This is a genomic window from Francisella sp. XLW-1, assembly GCF_008711455.1.
In the GTDB taxonomy this organism is placed as follows: Bacteria; Pseudomonadota; Gammaproteobacteria; order Francisellales; family Francisellaceae; genus Francisella; species Francisella salimarina.
In genome coordinates, this window is record NZ_VXKP01000004.1 from 190,819 (window position 1) to 206,303 (window position 15,485).

Here is a 15,485-nt window from a genome sequence, read left to right on the forward strand (position 1 = left end):
ACTTACTCCAACATTTTCTCAATTGGTAAAACTAATATCGAACTAGCACCAGCTGCTTTTAGCTTTTCTAAAGTTCCCCAAAAAACACCTTCTTTGGTAACTAAATGTATCGCAACTTTAGTATCTCCATATATTGGCATTATAGTTTGACCCTCATGCCCTGGTAAAATATGGGTAATTGTATCAACAGCATTTTTATCTATATGGAACATAATATACTTACGCTCTTGAGCATGTTTGACACCCTCAATCCTTCTAAGCAATAATTGGTAATACTCTTCAAGCTCTGCACCAAAACTCTCATTTGAGCGAATTAAAATAGCTTGGCTTTTCATGATAGTATGAATTTCTTTAAGATTATTCTCTTCTAATGTTCGACCTGTAGAAACCAAGTCACATATTGAGCTAGACATTTGTAAGTTTGGAGCTATCTCAACTGATCCTGAAATAGATAATGGATCTAGATTTAAATTATTTTCATCTGAAAACTTCTGCACTAAATGAGGATATGATGTCGCTATACGAGTATTTTTAAGTGTACTAATATCATCACTAGCATCATTAGGTACTGCTATAGATAATCTACAATAACCAAACCCCAACTTCTTAGTTTTGATAATGTCATTTTTCTTAGTGGTATTTTTGATACTTAATAAATACTCTTCTAAAACATTCTCACCGACTATTCCAAAATCACAAACATTACCATTAACTAGAGTTGGAATATCATCATCTCTCACAAAAAGAAAATCAATTGGAGCATTTATTGAATGGCATAACAAGTTACTTTTGCTTGAGAACTCTACTTTAATACCTATTTTGTTGAATAATTCCATAGAATTGTCATATAGTCTGCCTTTTTTTTGTACAGCTACTCTTAATCTTTCTCTCATTTTAGCTCTCTTTATTGATTTTATTATATATGGTATTGTAACCATTAGTTCCATAACTAAGGCATCTTGCAACTCTGCTAATAGTTGTAAGGCTAACTCCTGTTTCAGCATGTATCTGCCTATAAGGCTTATCTTTTTTTAGCTCTTTAACTACTCTCCAACGTGCAGCCATTGCCATTAAGTCTACAGGAGTACATAAATCTTCTAAAAAAAGCTTAGCTTCTTCGACAGAATCAAAGTTTGTAAAGACCTCATAAAGATCATGCAGATTTTCTTCATTATTTTTTATTTCAGACATCTATTATTCAATTAAATAATGTATTAATGTACTATCATAGTAGTACATAAGAACAGCAAATACAAACAAAAATATTGGCTAATATAATATATTTACTTATTAGAGAAAAATATTACAGAAATAAGGGCTTTACTCTTCTAACTCGATGCCTTTAGTCTCAGGCATAGTTGCTATGATAATAACTATAATTATAGAAGCTATTAGAGCATAAAAACTAGGAGCAACATTACCGAAATACATAACTAACGCTGCTGATACCATTGGTACAGTTCCTCCTAACAATGCATTACTTATATTATATCCAGTTGCTACACCACTAAATCTTAGATGTGTTGGAAATAGCTCATTGATTGTGACTACAAATGTCGCTGTAGCTGCTGATATTAATAACATTATCACAGTCATAATTAATGTTATAACAATTTGTGAATCTGTATTAGTCATAATATAAAACGCAGGTATTATCAAAGTCCCAATCCCAATACAAGATATTAATAATACTTTTTTTCTACCAATTTTATCTGATAGTCCACCCCATATTGGAGCTGTTGTAAAATAGAAAAACGCTGCAATCATAGACATCAGCATCGCTGTGTGTACAGAATAACCCAAATCACTTTTTAGAAATGTTGGTATAAAGCCAGAAACCATATAGTATACAATTCCTAAATAGCCTGCTAAAGCAAATACAATAAAGATTTGATAAGGATATTCTTTAACTGCAGAGACTACAGGAGTATCATCTAACATCCCATCTTCTTTTGATTTAAGATACTCAGGGGACTCATCTGATGCAAACTGAAGTATCAAAACAACAATAGCTAGTATCGCTCCAACAATAAAGCAAATTCTCCAACCATAAGCATGCATCTGATCAGAATTTAAAAAACTTGTTAAGATATAGACTATAAATGTACCTAAAAAGACACCTAAGCCTGAGAAAAACGTACCAAAAGCAGTAATCAACCCACGCTTACTATCAGGAGCGCCTTCACTCAGTACTGCAAGTACTCCATTATATTCACCACCTATTGAGAAACCTTGAATCATTCTAGCCAGGAGAATAATTATCACAGATGCAATTCCCAAACTTCCATAACCTGGAGTAAATGCTATCATAGCTGTAGATATAAACATCAATGCCACAGTAAATATTAATACATGCTTACGCCCTTTTTTGTCCCCGAGATTACCAAAGAAAATCCCGCCTATGGGTCTCATCAAATATCCAGCAGCAAACAATCCAAATGTTTTTAATATAGCAACAGAAGAATTATTATCCGGAAAAAATGTTGCAGAGATATAAATAGTTACATACGTAAATAAAGCAAAATCAAAATACTCTACAGTTGTTGCAAAACCTGCAAATATTATATTTTTGGGAGATACCTTTTTTTGCATTTCAATAATTTCAAACTTATTTTTAACTATTATGATGAATAATAATTTAATTTGCAAAAATACTCTTATATCATTGTTTTATAAAAACTTTTTTATTTACTATAAAAATGAGATATATAAATATAAAGCTTGCAACTATTATACTTGCTATAATCGGTATATTGAGTCCAGGCTTTGCTAACAAAAGTACTAGTTCAAGCATTGCAAGCATTAGTCTAAAGCAAAAAGCTATTGAAAATGTTCAATATAGTATCTTTAACCAAAAAGCCGCAGATACATATTTGCATAATGCTATAAATGCTCTTGAATTAGCTATGAAGCAAACTGATCCTGATAGCAAAGAGCTCCTACAATTAGGTTTATCATTGTTTTCTCTTCAGATTGAAACAAAAGAATATAACCAAGCTGGTGAAACTCTGGATATGCTGGTAGAAAATTTCCCTGACAACCCTATTGTACAAATATATGACTCAGCATATTCATATATTTTTGATTTTAGTAATTTTAGAAAAACATTTGCTAAACTAGAAACATCTAAATGGCCTGAAATGCCAGTATATATAAATGCATTTGATATTATCAAAAGAAGCTTTAACTTACATATAAATACTAACGCCAACCAAATACAACTTACACGAAATTCTATACCTGTAATTGTAATTTTAGGATCTCCGTTAAACTCTAATGCAAGTATGAATGAGTATCTAATCAAAAGACTCTATAAAGGATTAGAAGCTTATTTTAGATTCACAAATGCAACTATTATAGTAAGTGGTGGTCGAGTAACAGCTGGCAAAACTGAATCATATCAAATGAGACAATGGTTAGTTAATAGTAGTGTACCTTTGAAAAAAATTATATTAGAAGATCAATCATTTAATATGGTGTGGCAAGGTTTTAATACTTTTATGACTATAAAAAATATGAATCCTAAACCTACTGATATCATTTTAGTTACTTCAACAGCAGATATTAGAAGAGCTAATGCAATATTCAAACAAGAAGCTTTTGATAATAGTATGCTTGATATAAAAATTCATAATTTAGCCTCTGAAACTAAAGGATACAATATAATGTACCCTCTTACAGATTATGAAAAAGTAATGATTATCAAAGATACTCTTAGAGCTGCTGGAATATGGCAAATGCCAGGAATGATTTTTTAAAATTTTATAAAGATATTTAATTTATGGTAATTTTTTTATATTATCTTGTAATATTTTTTAACAAAACCTAAATATGAAAGTCTCAAAAAAAATTATCCTAAGCTTAATAATTATAATTTCACCTATCTTATCATTTGCAGATCGATCAAATAACTTCAATCTTAATATCCTGAATAACCAACAAACTGCAATAGCAAATATCCAGTATGATTTGAGTGTTTCGACTGATGATAAAAATGATGGCTCTATTACTCAAAGAGGCGACCTACAAGGCTCAATTAACTCTTTAAAAAGTGCTCTTAAAGAATCTAAGCCCAATAGTTATATCAATACACAGCTTACCCTTGCATTAGCATCTTTAGAAATATCTAATAATTCAGTAAATGATGCCAGAAAAACATTAAGCTCTCTTGGCACTATAAAATCTTATAATAACCCGATATTACAGATATTCTTAACCGCATATTCTTTAATTTGGAACCCTAATAATTTTGATCAAAATATTACTATTCTTAAAGAATCTAAATGGTCAAAAATGCCTCACTTTATACAAGCAATACAAACTGCTAAAACTAACTTCAAATTAGGCATAAACTCAAAATTAGATCAGTTAAAAGACATTGATCAGAATTCTTTAGCAATAGTTACATTAGGATATTCATTAAATGATGACGGCACCATGAGCAATATATTAGTTGATAGACTAAAAATAACTCTATCAGCATATAAAAAATACCCTAATGCGATAATCATAGTATCAGGTGGAGTTGCTCACGAAGGTGTAACAGAATCATATCAAATGAAACAATGGTTAATTAAGCATGGTGTTTCTGCACAAAGCATAATACAAGAGGATCAATCAACTAGCACTGTCACCAATGCCATTAATACGATAAAAATAATCAAAAAAATAAATAGACCTGTTAAAAATATTATACTAATAAGCTCTGACTCTCACATTCGTAGAGCAAACTCTATTTTTGAGCAAGAAATTTACAATGCTAAATTACCTATCAAAATGTCTAACATAACTGCTAGAACAAATTATGATATTGATAAACCAGCACAGCAACAAGAAAAAATACTAATAATCAAAGATACTCTTAGAACAGCTGGAATATGGCAAATGCCAGGTATGGTTTTCTAGTCATCACCTTCAAATTCATCTATAAACTTCTGAGCTGCAGCAATTCTTTCTTTACATAACTGATAACTTTTTGAGGCTTGTTCTAGCATTGGTGCTAATTCATCTAACAGAGCAGGATTATCTTGTTGCTCTTGAAGTTTCTCATTAATTTCTTCTAATATTTGATAATTTTTTGCAAATTTTTTACTTTGAGTTGCCATTTTCTTTCACCTCTACTTGTATATTTCCATCGGCATAAACTATTTCTAAATCTGAGTATGCTTGTGCTTGTTTTTGAGTTGTTATATATTTACCATCTATTGTCTTTGTCAAGCTAAAGCCTCTTTTAAGAGTTGGCTCTATTGATACAGATAATATCTGCTTATAAAGAGATTCGCTTGTTTGATTATAGTATTTTAAAATATTTCGAGCTGTATTAGTTGATTGATTATATGAATTATAAATGTTATTTCCATAACTTCTTATCAAGCTTTTTGAGCTTGATAATATATTTTCATGCATAGTATTCACGGTTTTATCATATAGCTTAGTAACTCCCCTTGCTATAGAAGTAGATTCTTTATAGTTATGATCAACACTTTGATTCATTTGATAGAGATAATGCTCTATACGTGTTTTAAAATTATGATACAGATTATCTAATTGATGTTTATTTTGTTTAGCTAAATTTTTAGTGATTCTTACTATCGATTCATAATTATATTTAGCGTTTATTGCATTATCAACGATTGTATTAGCTATATAATTTATAACCTTAGATGGCGTATCAAATCTTTTTGTACATATCTCATCTAAAACTGTACTATCTCTCTCATGTCCTATACCAACTAACACTGGATTTTTACTATTACAAATGCTTTCAGCTGGTAGTATATTATTAAACCAGTCAAGGTCAGCCTGTGAGCCCCCTCCTCGGATTAATACTATCGCATCATATTTATCAGCTACTGTTGCTATCTTAGAAAATGCTGTTGAGACACTTTTCGCACATTCTGCACCTTGCATCTTTGCTTCATATATATCAAAGTTACATAAACTTAAATCTTGTAATTTATCAGCCTCTTCGAAGAAGTCTCCTTTACCTGCAGCCGTTATACTTGTGATTACTGCAACATTGGTAAAATCATCTGGCATATTAAGAACTTTATTTCTCTCTAAAATACCTTTTCCGGACAAGCTTTGTAGAATCTCAATTTTACGAGCTTGCCTATCACCAAGTGTAAAGGCAGGATCTATATCTATTATATTTAGACTAAGTCCAAAACTAGTATGATAATTTACACTTACCCTAAATAAGACTTTCATATCTGTTTTTAGAGTTTCTCCAGTAGCTTGACTAAATTTACTATGGATATAATCAACTTTATTTGCCCAACAGTTACATCTAATTTTAGCTATAGGAAATTTACTAACACCATCATGCTCTATAAGCTCACCATAGTAATGTTTACCAGATCTACGCCATTCAGATAGCTCTGCAACTACCCAAAAACCTTCATAGCCGAAACTCATTTCAATAGTACTTTTTATAAGCTCAAGAAACTCGCTTAACTTCAATGATTCTTGCATAATAGTATTAATTGGAAAGTTTAATTGAGATAAATTCTACACTTAAGAAATTATTATACAACTGTTATCAAACTAGCTAACCTCGAGATCTAAAATATTTTTATTGCCTATCAAAAGTTGCCGTAATTTCATAAACATCAACACTCTCTTCATTAGCTACCCCCATAAAATGAGTATCAGGACTGAATATAAGCTGAAGAGGCTTATCTTTTAGATAAAATGCTTGAGATAAGACAAACCCATTAAATACTTGTATAGCCGATTCACTCATTATAGCTGTAACTTTATCGATATGCTCCACATCAATAAGGGAAGCATCAAAACCTCTTTGCAAAATAAGTTTATCTTCTATCGCATTTGTTTTAGCGTTAATCTCTCTAATATCAAAGCTATACTCATATGCTACTAGAAACATCTGTTTTTCATCATATGCATATATTTGATAAGGCTCTAGCTCCAGATTAACACTTGATGTAAGTCTCACTCCCACACCATTAAGTAAATACATTTTTAAGGCTCCTTGACTAAGCCCAGAATCACCATTTTTTAAAGCTACTACCATCCGTAGTGTTTTCTTGTCTTTATCTTTTAGTATTCCAAAATCCTTAATCGTATTACCTGGATAATCCACTAGTTTACTAGAGCGATTAATTGTGCCATCATTCAAAATATCATATTTATATATCTGCTCTTTAGATCTAACATAAACATAATCAAAGCCTGCATCGGCATAAAACTTAAATCCAAGTGGAATATAGCTCAAAGACTTAGAGTCTGTCTTATCTAAACTCCCATCATTCCCTATGTTAAATATAATTAAGGAGCCTTTATTACTATCTTCTTCGTGTGTCAATACATAAATTTTACTGTTAAACTTTTCAACAGCTATAATATTCTGGGTTATATGTTCACTTGATATCTGTGAGTTAACTCTACTTGATATAGGAGACACGCCATATTCAGAGATTATATGCTCTGAAAATAAATACAATCGGGATCCATTTTCAGAGATAATCGCTTTTAAGACTTTGCTACCAATATTAGTTTCACTATCAAAACAACTAGAAGATACAGCACTATTACTTATTGAATAGTTTAGCTTTATAGCACTACTGCAGTACTGTGTTCCTTCACGATATATTGAGTATAGTCTAGAGTTTTTTCCTTCTGACATAGCTAGTGTTTGAACATTAGGCTCATATACTGTACTTATATAACCTGGCTGAGCCTTATGATTATCTTTATTGGCACGAACAAAGCTAGCTTGAGTATTAGTACTAAAAAATGTTAACAATATGCTTATACAAAATATTTTTTTCACCATACTCATAAATTGTAATATCTACATAATTTTATTAAGTAGTATTTGCAAGTATACATGACTATGAAAAATATTTAAGTTTATCTAAGTTATATATCAAGCTAGAAGTTAGATAGCTATTGTAGACAAACTCCTCTTTGACCAAAATAACAAAAAAATGCTATATTAAGCAAAATATTTTATAAAAAATAATGAAGTTAGTAATAACTATGAATAAAACAAAAATAGGCTTTGCAAGTATAAATAATATAACTACAGAGGAAATAAATACTCTTGTCAAAATTATTAATGATGCCTATAGGAGTGCTGAAGGAGATCTATGGATAGATTCTGCAAAAAGAACAACTTTTAATGAATTAAAGACTCTAATTAATAATAATCAGATAATTATCGCAACAAATAATAATCAGATGATCGGCTCTGTAAAAGTCACAAGACTCTCAGATAATATAGCTGAACTTGGAATGCTTGCTACTGCCTTTAACCATAGGAGGCTTGGCGTTGGCACTAAACTTGTGAATGCTGCAGAAAATTGGGCAAAGAATAATGGCTTTAAAATAATGCAACTTGAACTACTTACCCCTAAACACTATATTAATCCAAGCAAAGAGGTTTTGAAAAGATGGTACACCAAATGTGGGTACATACACCACTCTATAGAGCCATTTAAAAGCTTATTCCCTGATACATACCATCTATTAGCTGTAGAGTGCGACTTTAATATCTATCACAAGTCACTCCTTTAGACAAAATTTTATAACGTGCTAGTTACATCAAAAACTTTAACGTTTATCGACAAAGACTCTCCACCTCCTCCTCGGTAAATTGTTCCTGCTGTCGGCGTAGCATCAATATATGTTCTACCACATGCAATCCGTACATGATCACTATTAACTTCACAACCATTTGTAGGGTCATATCCTATCCAGCCAATCCACGGTATATATACTTCTACCCAAGCATGAGTTGCGTCACTCATCTCAGTATTATTATAATGACCACCATTAAATATATATCCTGAACGATATCGAGCAGGTATACCTAAAAGCCTTGCTAAACAAATAAATAGATTTGAGAAGTCTTGACAAACACCTTGCCTAGTAATATAGACATCATAAGCAGTTGTAGCAAAGTTAGTAGAACCTGAGACGTATTTATACTCGTAATAGATTGTTTTATTAATGTCATCTAGTACTGCCATAATATCACTATCATTCCTTTTGACAAAAGATACAGCATAATCCATCAACTCTTCAAGTTGAGTTTGTGGCAGCTCTACAGACAATAGATATGGAGTCATCATCTGCCTCTGCCACGGCATCCATGAAATTGGCATAGTTGTACGAGAATTTATAGATCTTTTACGCACACTATGATCATTACTCACAGCAATTTTTGTCTTCATTTCTATTGTAAATTCTTTATAAGACTCTTTAGTTTTGAGAAACACAACGTCATTACCAAAAACATCAGTATATTCTTCTTTCTCGCAAGCAACTGATATTTTAAGATCATAATTGAGTATACGCTGTTTTGCATCTACAATTGGTTTCATACGAATATCATGTTTACTCAAATTCACTGGAAACTCATAACTGTATTTTGTAGTATGAATAATGTCTAAAACTCTTTCTGAGCTTTCAAAAACTTTATTCTCAACAGGAACATTTAATCGCTCAGGCTGGTATGTATGCCCTCCATAATTACTACTACTTTTATCACTATTCCATACAACACGACCATGCGAAACAGCTACCATTTGACCTGGCAATAATTTTCTCCATGTACCGTCAACGTTTGTATTATTTGAAAATATTGTATAAGTTCTAAGCTCATCTCCATACAAGCCTGTTGCTACATTCACATAACCAATATCTAAATTATTACTATTTGTCGGTGGGTAGAACTTTTTATAATAAATTGGATTAAAATCCTCCTTATCTTGATAAACTACTGTTATATCACCATTAGAAAGAACCAAGTTTACTTGACCAACCTCATTTATCTGCTTCAATAAGTCATAAACATAAAATAGATTATCGTCATTTAGCTCTCTAATATTTTTTTTTCTAAGTTGAGAAAGAATCCAGCATAATATATATTCTGAATCAGTTTTACCGACAGGTTCATAGTCAGAAAAGTTAAGGCATAACGTATTTTGATACATCCTATTTAAATCGCCATTATGAACAATAGTCCACTCTTTACCTGCATGAGGTTTCATAAATGGCTGAAGATTTAAATCAGTTTTGTCAAACAAACTATGACTATAAATATGTCCAATAAAAGTGCTAGAACAAAAGTTTGGATTATTGTCAAACAAAGCACGTAAAGCTTCTACATTTTCAACATGATTATCTTTCATAATCGATACAGCATTATGATTATCATGATACCATCCTATACCCCACATAAATTCTTGTAAGGTTGCGGTATCATCTGCTAAAAAGTTAATTCGTGGAGATATTGGGCAATCTGAAGATATAGCCAAGATATTACTAAACATTAAATATTTTTTCCTTTTTATTTCTACCCTTCTAACATTGCTACGTAGAAATCTACATCAGATATAAAGAATTCTTTTGAAATAATAGTTGTAAGTTGTGCCATTGAGTTTATCAGATATGTAATAAATTCATGATTTTTTTCTAGCAATGACTCAGTAGCATTACTTTCAAAGTATTTTATAATTTCCTCTACTTTTGTTCTAGATTGCATACCTATACCTGTCGAATGATATGACATCCTTTTTAACACAGCAAGGCAATCATTTAAACAAAAAGTAACTGTTCTAGGATAATCATCTGATTTCAACAAGAACTCCGCTACATCTTTTCTGTTAACGTCAAAATCTGCTTTACGCATAAATGCGTCTTTTGACATTGTATTTAACAACATCTCCTGCCAATACTGTGATTCATCTGTAGTTTCATTCTTTGACGCGAGACTTATATGTCTATGATGATGTATGTCGCCTAGCCTCAATGTAAAGTCAACTCTCTCAATAAGCATACCTAACTTCATAAAGTTATAAGTATCATTCCTTAGAATAAAATTATGATAAAAACCTATCCACAAGAAGCAAAACTTAATGATTTTTTTACAGAATTCATCTAGATTTACTACAGAAAATCTATGAGTTTCAGCTGAATTGATCCACAACCATAGCTCATTAATCTCCTCCCACATATCTGCAGCTATCAGATCTCTAATTATCCGAGCATTTTCACGTGCAGAAGATAATGATGAATATATCGAAGATGGATTTTCTTTATCCCAAATCAAAAACTCTTGTATCTTTCTTGCGTTAGATTTTGCACTGTAGCCATATTTTTTAATAAATGCCTCTTTACCACCTAATACCACAACCAAAGGATACCAAATATCTTCAGCATCACCATATATCTCAAGTTCGACGTTATATGCCACTTCAATAGCATTAGTTAACATCTGAACTCTTTCGATATTTCTACTTAACCAAAAACAATTTTCTGCTGTACGAGATATCATCATTTCTTATCTCTCCCTAAAACCCATGTATCTTTCGAACCACCACCTTGACTAGAATTCACAACATATGATCCTTCTTTAAGAGCTACTCTTGCAAGCCCTCCTGGTAGTATCCATGTATCTTTACCAGTAACTAAAAACGCTCTCAAATCCACCCTTCTTGGCAATACCTTACCATCGATAAATGTAGGACTTGTAGATAACTCTACTAATGGTTGAGCTATATATGCTCTCGGCTTTTCTTTTATTTTAGTAGCAAACTCTTGTAACTCCTCTGCACTAGCCTGTGGTCCAATAAGCATCCCGTAGCCTCCAGAACCATTAGCTTCTTTGACAACTAATTTATCAAGATTACTCAAAACGTAATTTCTATCATTTTCTTCACTACAAAAATATGTTTTAACTTGGGCTAATATTGGCTTTTCGTTAAGGTAGTATTCAATCATTTTGTGAACATACGGGTATATTGCTTTGTCATCAGCAATACCATTACCTACAGCATTTGCTAAAACTACATTACCAGCCTTATATGCCTCTATTATGCCAGGTACTCCAAGCATACTTTCAGGATTAAAGAATTCCGGATCTAAAAACTTATCATCTATTCTTCTATAAATTACAGTTACAAGCTTAGGTCCTTTAGTAGTTTTGAGATATACATGATTATTATGTACAAAAAGATCTGAACCTTGTACTAGCTTACATCCCATTTTACGTGCAAGATAGCTATGTTCAAAGTATGCTGAATTATATTGTCCTGGCGTTAAAACTACACTTAAACCTTTTTTACCGTCTACAACCGGAGAAATCCTAGATAGTGCTTTTCTCAATTCAGTTGGATAATCCACTACTTTTTTGATATTAGCATTTGCAAATGCCTCAGGAAGTACTTTCATTAGAGAGTTACGATTTTCTAATACATAAGAAACACCAGATGGAGTTCTTACATTATCTTCTAATACCATAAAACCACTTTCATCTTTTATGAGATCAAGTCCTGCAATATGGCAATATACACCATGTGGAGGCTTCACGCCTCTCATCTCGGGTATATACTCTTCTGATGATTCTACAAGCTCTCTTGGTATCACACCATCTTTTAATATTTTTTGCTCGTCATATATATCATTCAAAAAAGCATTTAGTGCTTTAAGACGTTGTTTTAATCCTTTCTCAAGCTCAGACCACTCTTTTTCAGAGATTATTCTGGGAATTAAATCAAATGGAAAGATCTTTTCTGTACCTTGAATATCACTATAAACCGTAAAAGTAATTCCATTTTTTAGAAAAGAAGCATCTACAAACTTCTGCTTTTCGTATAAAGATTCTACACTTAACTCATCTATAGTTTTAATTGCCTGAGAAACATCACCACGCACATGACCTTCATTAGAAAAAATTTCATCATACACTCCAGGATAAGGAGCGTAACCTGAAAAAATACTATCATTAGACATATATGAGAGACCTCCAAATAAAATAATCTAACAAATTCATAGTATAATAAATACTTATTTTTGTATACAAAAAAATTACTTTTGTATAAACAATAAATTAAAGTTTAACTAATTTTCGCGCACTTGTAGTATAAAGACTACCTAGTTTCTATAAAACAATATCTCCTTATAATTGAAAAATATTAATATTGCTTTGACTACCAACACCTATGAACTTATTTGATAGAAATAAACTACTATCAGAGGTCTTATTTAAAAATAAGTTTGATAATAAGCGGCTCTCTTTTAAGTCATAAACGACTACCGAGCTTGAATATACGACCTCAACAAGATTATTATTTTGTAATAAACCTACAAAATTCCCATTAACCTTATATTCATCACCCAACAACTTTACGCTTTCATCAGTGCCATTAATAAGCTTAGATTTAAAAGCTACTAAAATTTTACTCTGTCCACTGAACTTATCTTTGTATGTGACTATTTTCAAAGGTAAATCTTTATAAACTCTATTGTTTGTTTGTCTCACCATACCACTTGAAAAATTATATGTATTAACAAAACCTATTTCAAAACCTTCGTTACCAGAATGACCAACTAGCAACACTTTGCTTTCAGTAGAGCTTTCAGTTATTACAGAAAAATCAGATATTTCTCCAGAAGGTATAGTTATTATTTTTTCATTTTTAATCACTTTTCCATTTCTTAAAAAACTATAAAAATAAATGCTTTTATTACTTTGTATATATACACTTTCAATACTGTTAAACACTATTTTTTTAGGCTTATACCTCAACACGGTAATATTAAGCTCATCTAATGATCCATCTGTATTAACTCTATAAATTATTAATTTACCTTTTTGACTTTTGTCACTTGCAGTTAACAAATATAAATATTTTCCTTCATCTACTAATTTAGCATCTACAATTTTTTGTATAAATCGCTTTCTAAAAATTTGTCCTTTTATTCGATCTGTAATAGGAGAAATGTTGTAAGCAACTATATTATAATTTGATAATATATAAAAAGTTTTTCCGAAATTATCCAAAATTATTTTATTAACTTTATTGCCAACAACATATTGATTACCAAAACAGCTTGTTGTTGAGCCAGTATTATTAATTGAATATGAAACCTTTGTAACACTGAGACAATAATTATCACTTGGTCTAAATATTGAGAATAGTTTTGTGCTATCACTAGTAATAGCTGTTGCTTGTATATTTGGCTCAGCTAGAGTTGTGATATATCCAGGTTGAACTATATGATTATCTTTAGCAATTTTTACATAATACGCTTCAGAAAATTGTGAAAAAAACAAAATCACAAAAGTAACGAATATATTTTTCATTCTTGGATACCATAATAGAATATTTGATAGTAAAGTAAGTAGAGCATATATAGATACATAGATATGATCATTTAGCTCTATTTGGACAACTATATTTGAGAAATATTAATATTATTCTCATCTCCAAAGCCTATGAAATCTTTGGATATAAACGAACTATTCTCATTAATATCCTTTAAGAACAACTCACTGAGTAAACTATTTTGTCTTAAATCATAAGTTACTACAGACCCAGAAAAGATAGCTTCAACAAGATTATCATGTTGCAACAATTTCAAAAAGCTACCGTCTATTTTATACTCATCAACATCTTCAAAATATGTATTATTAAGGTTAGCCACTATATACTTATGGTCAAAAGCTATTAATACCTTCCCATGACTACTTCCCTTATCTATATATGATGCTATTGCCTGGGGTATATCATCATATTTCTCCTGGTATAGCAATCTTGAAGAACCGTTGGAAACTTTATATACCTCAACTATACCTTGCTCTCCTGACTCATTATCTTGTTTCGCTAATATCACTTTACTTTCAGTACTATTTTCATTTAATACTGAAAAATCGATTATTTCACCAGAGGGTATAGTAATTATCTCTTCTTGCTTTTTGATCTTACCATCCGACATAAGATTATAGCTATAGATACTTTTATCACTTTGAATATATACATCATTGCTATCATCAAATATAATTTTCTTAGGCTTAAAACTCAGTGGCATTATTTTTATTTTCTTTAAAGTCCCTACAGGATTAACTTCATAAACAAAAAGCTTACCACTTTCATTTGTGTAGCTAGCTGTCACAAGATAAAAATACTTTTCTTTATCTACTAATTTGGCATCTATAATCTGTTGCGGATATTTCTGAGTATAAAACTTTGGACCAACAATGTTCTTATTCTTATTTATAGTATATCCAAGGACTGCACTATCAGATAATGTATAAAAAGCTTTTCCATTATCTGTTAGGATTATTTTTTTGACTTTATTACCTACAATATATTGATTATCGAAGCAACTAGTAAATGAATTTGCATTATTTATCGAAGCAGCTAATTTTGTAATATTAAGACAGTAGCTACCGTATGGCCTAAAGACTGAAAATAACTCTGTTCCATCCTTATTTACACTTGCTGTCTGAGTATTTTTTTCTTTAATAGTTGCAATATAACCAGGCTGAGAAACATGATTATCTTTAACAATTTTTACAATATATGCTTGAGAACTTTGTAGTAAAAAGAATCCCAAAAAAGCAAGAACTGCATTTTTCATAATTAAATTTATAAGATACTTAAATTTAATAAATTATAACATAGGTGAATATTATTGCTTTTATCAGTTTTTGACACCTATTATCAAAAATT

At 31.0% G+C, this 15,485-nt stretch carries 14 protein-coding genes; 3 read left to right on the top strand and 11 right to left on the bottom strand.

Annotated elements, in window-relative coordinates:
• Positions 1–2 precede the first annotated feature (2 nt).
• The 3 genes from hisG to F3D59_RS07430 all read right to left on the bottom strand — a co-directional run bounded on the left by hisG (position 3) and on the right by F3D59_RS07430 (position 2,592).
• Positions 3–893 (bottom strand): ATP phosphoribosyltransferase, encoded by an 891-nt coding sequence (gene hisG, locus F3D59_RS07420; protein ID WP_041268127.1) that lies wholly within the window; start codon positions 891–893, stop codon positions 3–5.
• 1 nt (position 894) lies between these two features.
• A complete protein-coding gene (locus F3D59_RS07425) occupies positions 895–1,191 on the bottom strand; it encodes a YerC/YecD family TrpR-related protein (RefSeq protein WP_150464376.1) in 297 nt (98 codons plus the stop codon).
• Positions 1,192–1,320: 129 nt separating this feature from the next.
• Complete coding sequence (locus tag F3D59_RS07430; RefSeq protein WP_041263927.1) at positions 1,321–2,592, bottom strand: MFS transporter; 1,272 nt, start codon at positions 2,590–2,592, stop codon at positions 1,321–1,323.
• A gap of 107 nt (positions 2,593–2,699) precedes the next feature.
• Between F3D59_RS07430 and F3D59_RS07435 the strand changes: the two genes are divergently transcribed.
• Positions 2,700–3,758, top strand: coding sequence for an ElyC/SanA/YdcF family protein (locus F3D59_RS07435; protein ID WP_224721171.1), 1,059 nt, complete (start codon positions 2,700–2,702; stop codon positions 3,756–3,758).
• A gap of 73 nt (positions 3,759–3,831) precedes the next feature.
• A complete protein-coding gene (locus F3D59_RS07440) occupies positions 3,832–4,905 on the top strand; it encodes a YdcF family protein (RefSeq protein WP_150464377.1) in 1,074 nt (357 codons plus the stop codon).
• Here the strand turns inward: F3D59_RS07440 and xseB are convergent.
• The 3 genes from xseB to F3D59_RS07455 form a co-directional block, all read right to left on the bottom strand.
• A complete protein-coding gene (gene xseB, locus F3D59_RS07445) occupies positions 4,902–5,105 on the bottom strand; it encodes an exodeoxyribonuclease VII small subunit (RefSeq protein ID WP_042518073.1) in 204 nt (67 codons plus the stop codon). The two genes, F3D59_RS07440 and xseB, sit on opposite strands and share 4 nt — an antisense overlap.
• Positions 5,089–6,474, bottom strand: a complete 1,386-nt coding sequence (xseA, locus tag F3D59_RS07450; protein ID WP_150464378.1) for an exodeoxyribonuclease VII large subunit — start codon at positions 6,472–6,474, stop codon at positions 5,089–5,091. Before xseA ends, xseB begins: the two co-directional genes overlap by 17 nt.
• Before the next feature lie 100 nt (positions 6,475–6,574).
• The gene (locus F3D59_RS07455) at positions 6,575–7,798 is read right to left on the bottom strand and encodes a hypothetical protein (protein WP_224721172.1); all 1,224 of its coding nucleotides are present in this window, start codon (positions 7,796–7,798) and stop codon (positions 6,575–6,577) included.
• Positions 7,799–7,986: 188 nt separating this feature from the next.
• On the opposite strand from F3D59_RS07455, the gene F3D59_RS07460 reads away from it, so the two are divergent.
• The gene (locus F3D59_RS07460) at positions 7,987–8,541 is read left to right on the top strand and encodes a GNAT family N-acetyltransferase (protein ID WP_224721173.1); all 555 of its coding nucleotides are present in this window, start codon (positions 7,987–7,989) and stop codon (positions 8,539–8,541) included.
• Positions 8,542–8,549: 8 nt separating this feature from the next.
• Here the strand turns inward: F3D59_RS07460 and F3D59_RS07465 are convergent, their stop codons facing one another.
• From F3D59_RS07465 to F3D59_RS07485, 5 genes are all read right to left on the bottom strand, one after another.
• Positions 8,550–10,301, bottom strand: coding sequence for a class II glutamine amidotransferase (locus tag F3D59_RS07465; RefSeq protein ID WP_013922928.1), 1,752 nt, complete (start codon positions 10,299–10,301; stop codon positions 8,550–8,552).
• Between the two features lie 23 nt (positions 10,302–10,324).
• The gene (locus F3D59_RS07470) at positions 10,325–11,305 is read right to left on the bottom strand and encodes an alpha-E domain-containing protein (RefSeq protein WP_146422123.1); all 981 of its coding nucleotides are present in this window, start codon (positions 11,303–11,305) and stop codon (positions 10,325–10,327) included.
• The gene (locus F3D59_RS07475) at positions 11,305–12,762 is read right to left on the bottom strand and encodes a circularly permuted type 2 ATP-grasp protein (RefSeq protein WP_150464380.1); all 1,458 of its coding nucleotides are present in this window, start codon (positions 12,760–12,762) and stop codon (positions 11,305–11,307) included. The genes F3D59_RS07470 and F3D59_RS07475 overlap by 1 nt, the downstream gene beginning before the upstream one ends.
• A 166-nt stretch (positions 12,763–12,928) precedes the next feature.
• Positions 12,929–14,116, bottom strand: a complete 1,188-nt coding sequence (locus tag F3D59_RS07480) for a hypothetical protein (protein ID WP_150464381.1) — start codon at positions 14,114–14,116, stop codon at positions 12,929–12,931.
• Between the two features lie 89 nt (positions 14,117–14,205).
• Positions 14,206–15,393, bottom strand: coding sequence for a hypothetical protein (locus F3D59_RS07485; RefSeq protein WP_150464382.1), 1,188 nt, complete (start codon positions 15,391–15,393; stop codon positions 14,206–14,208).
• Between the last annotated feature and the right edge of the window lie 92 nt (positions 15,394–15,485).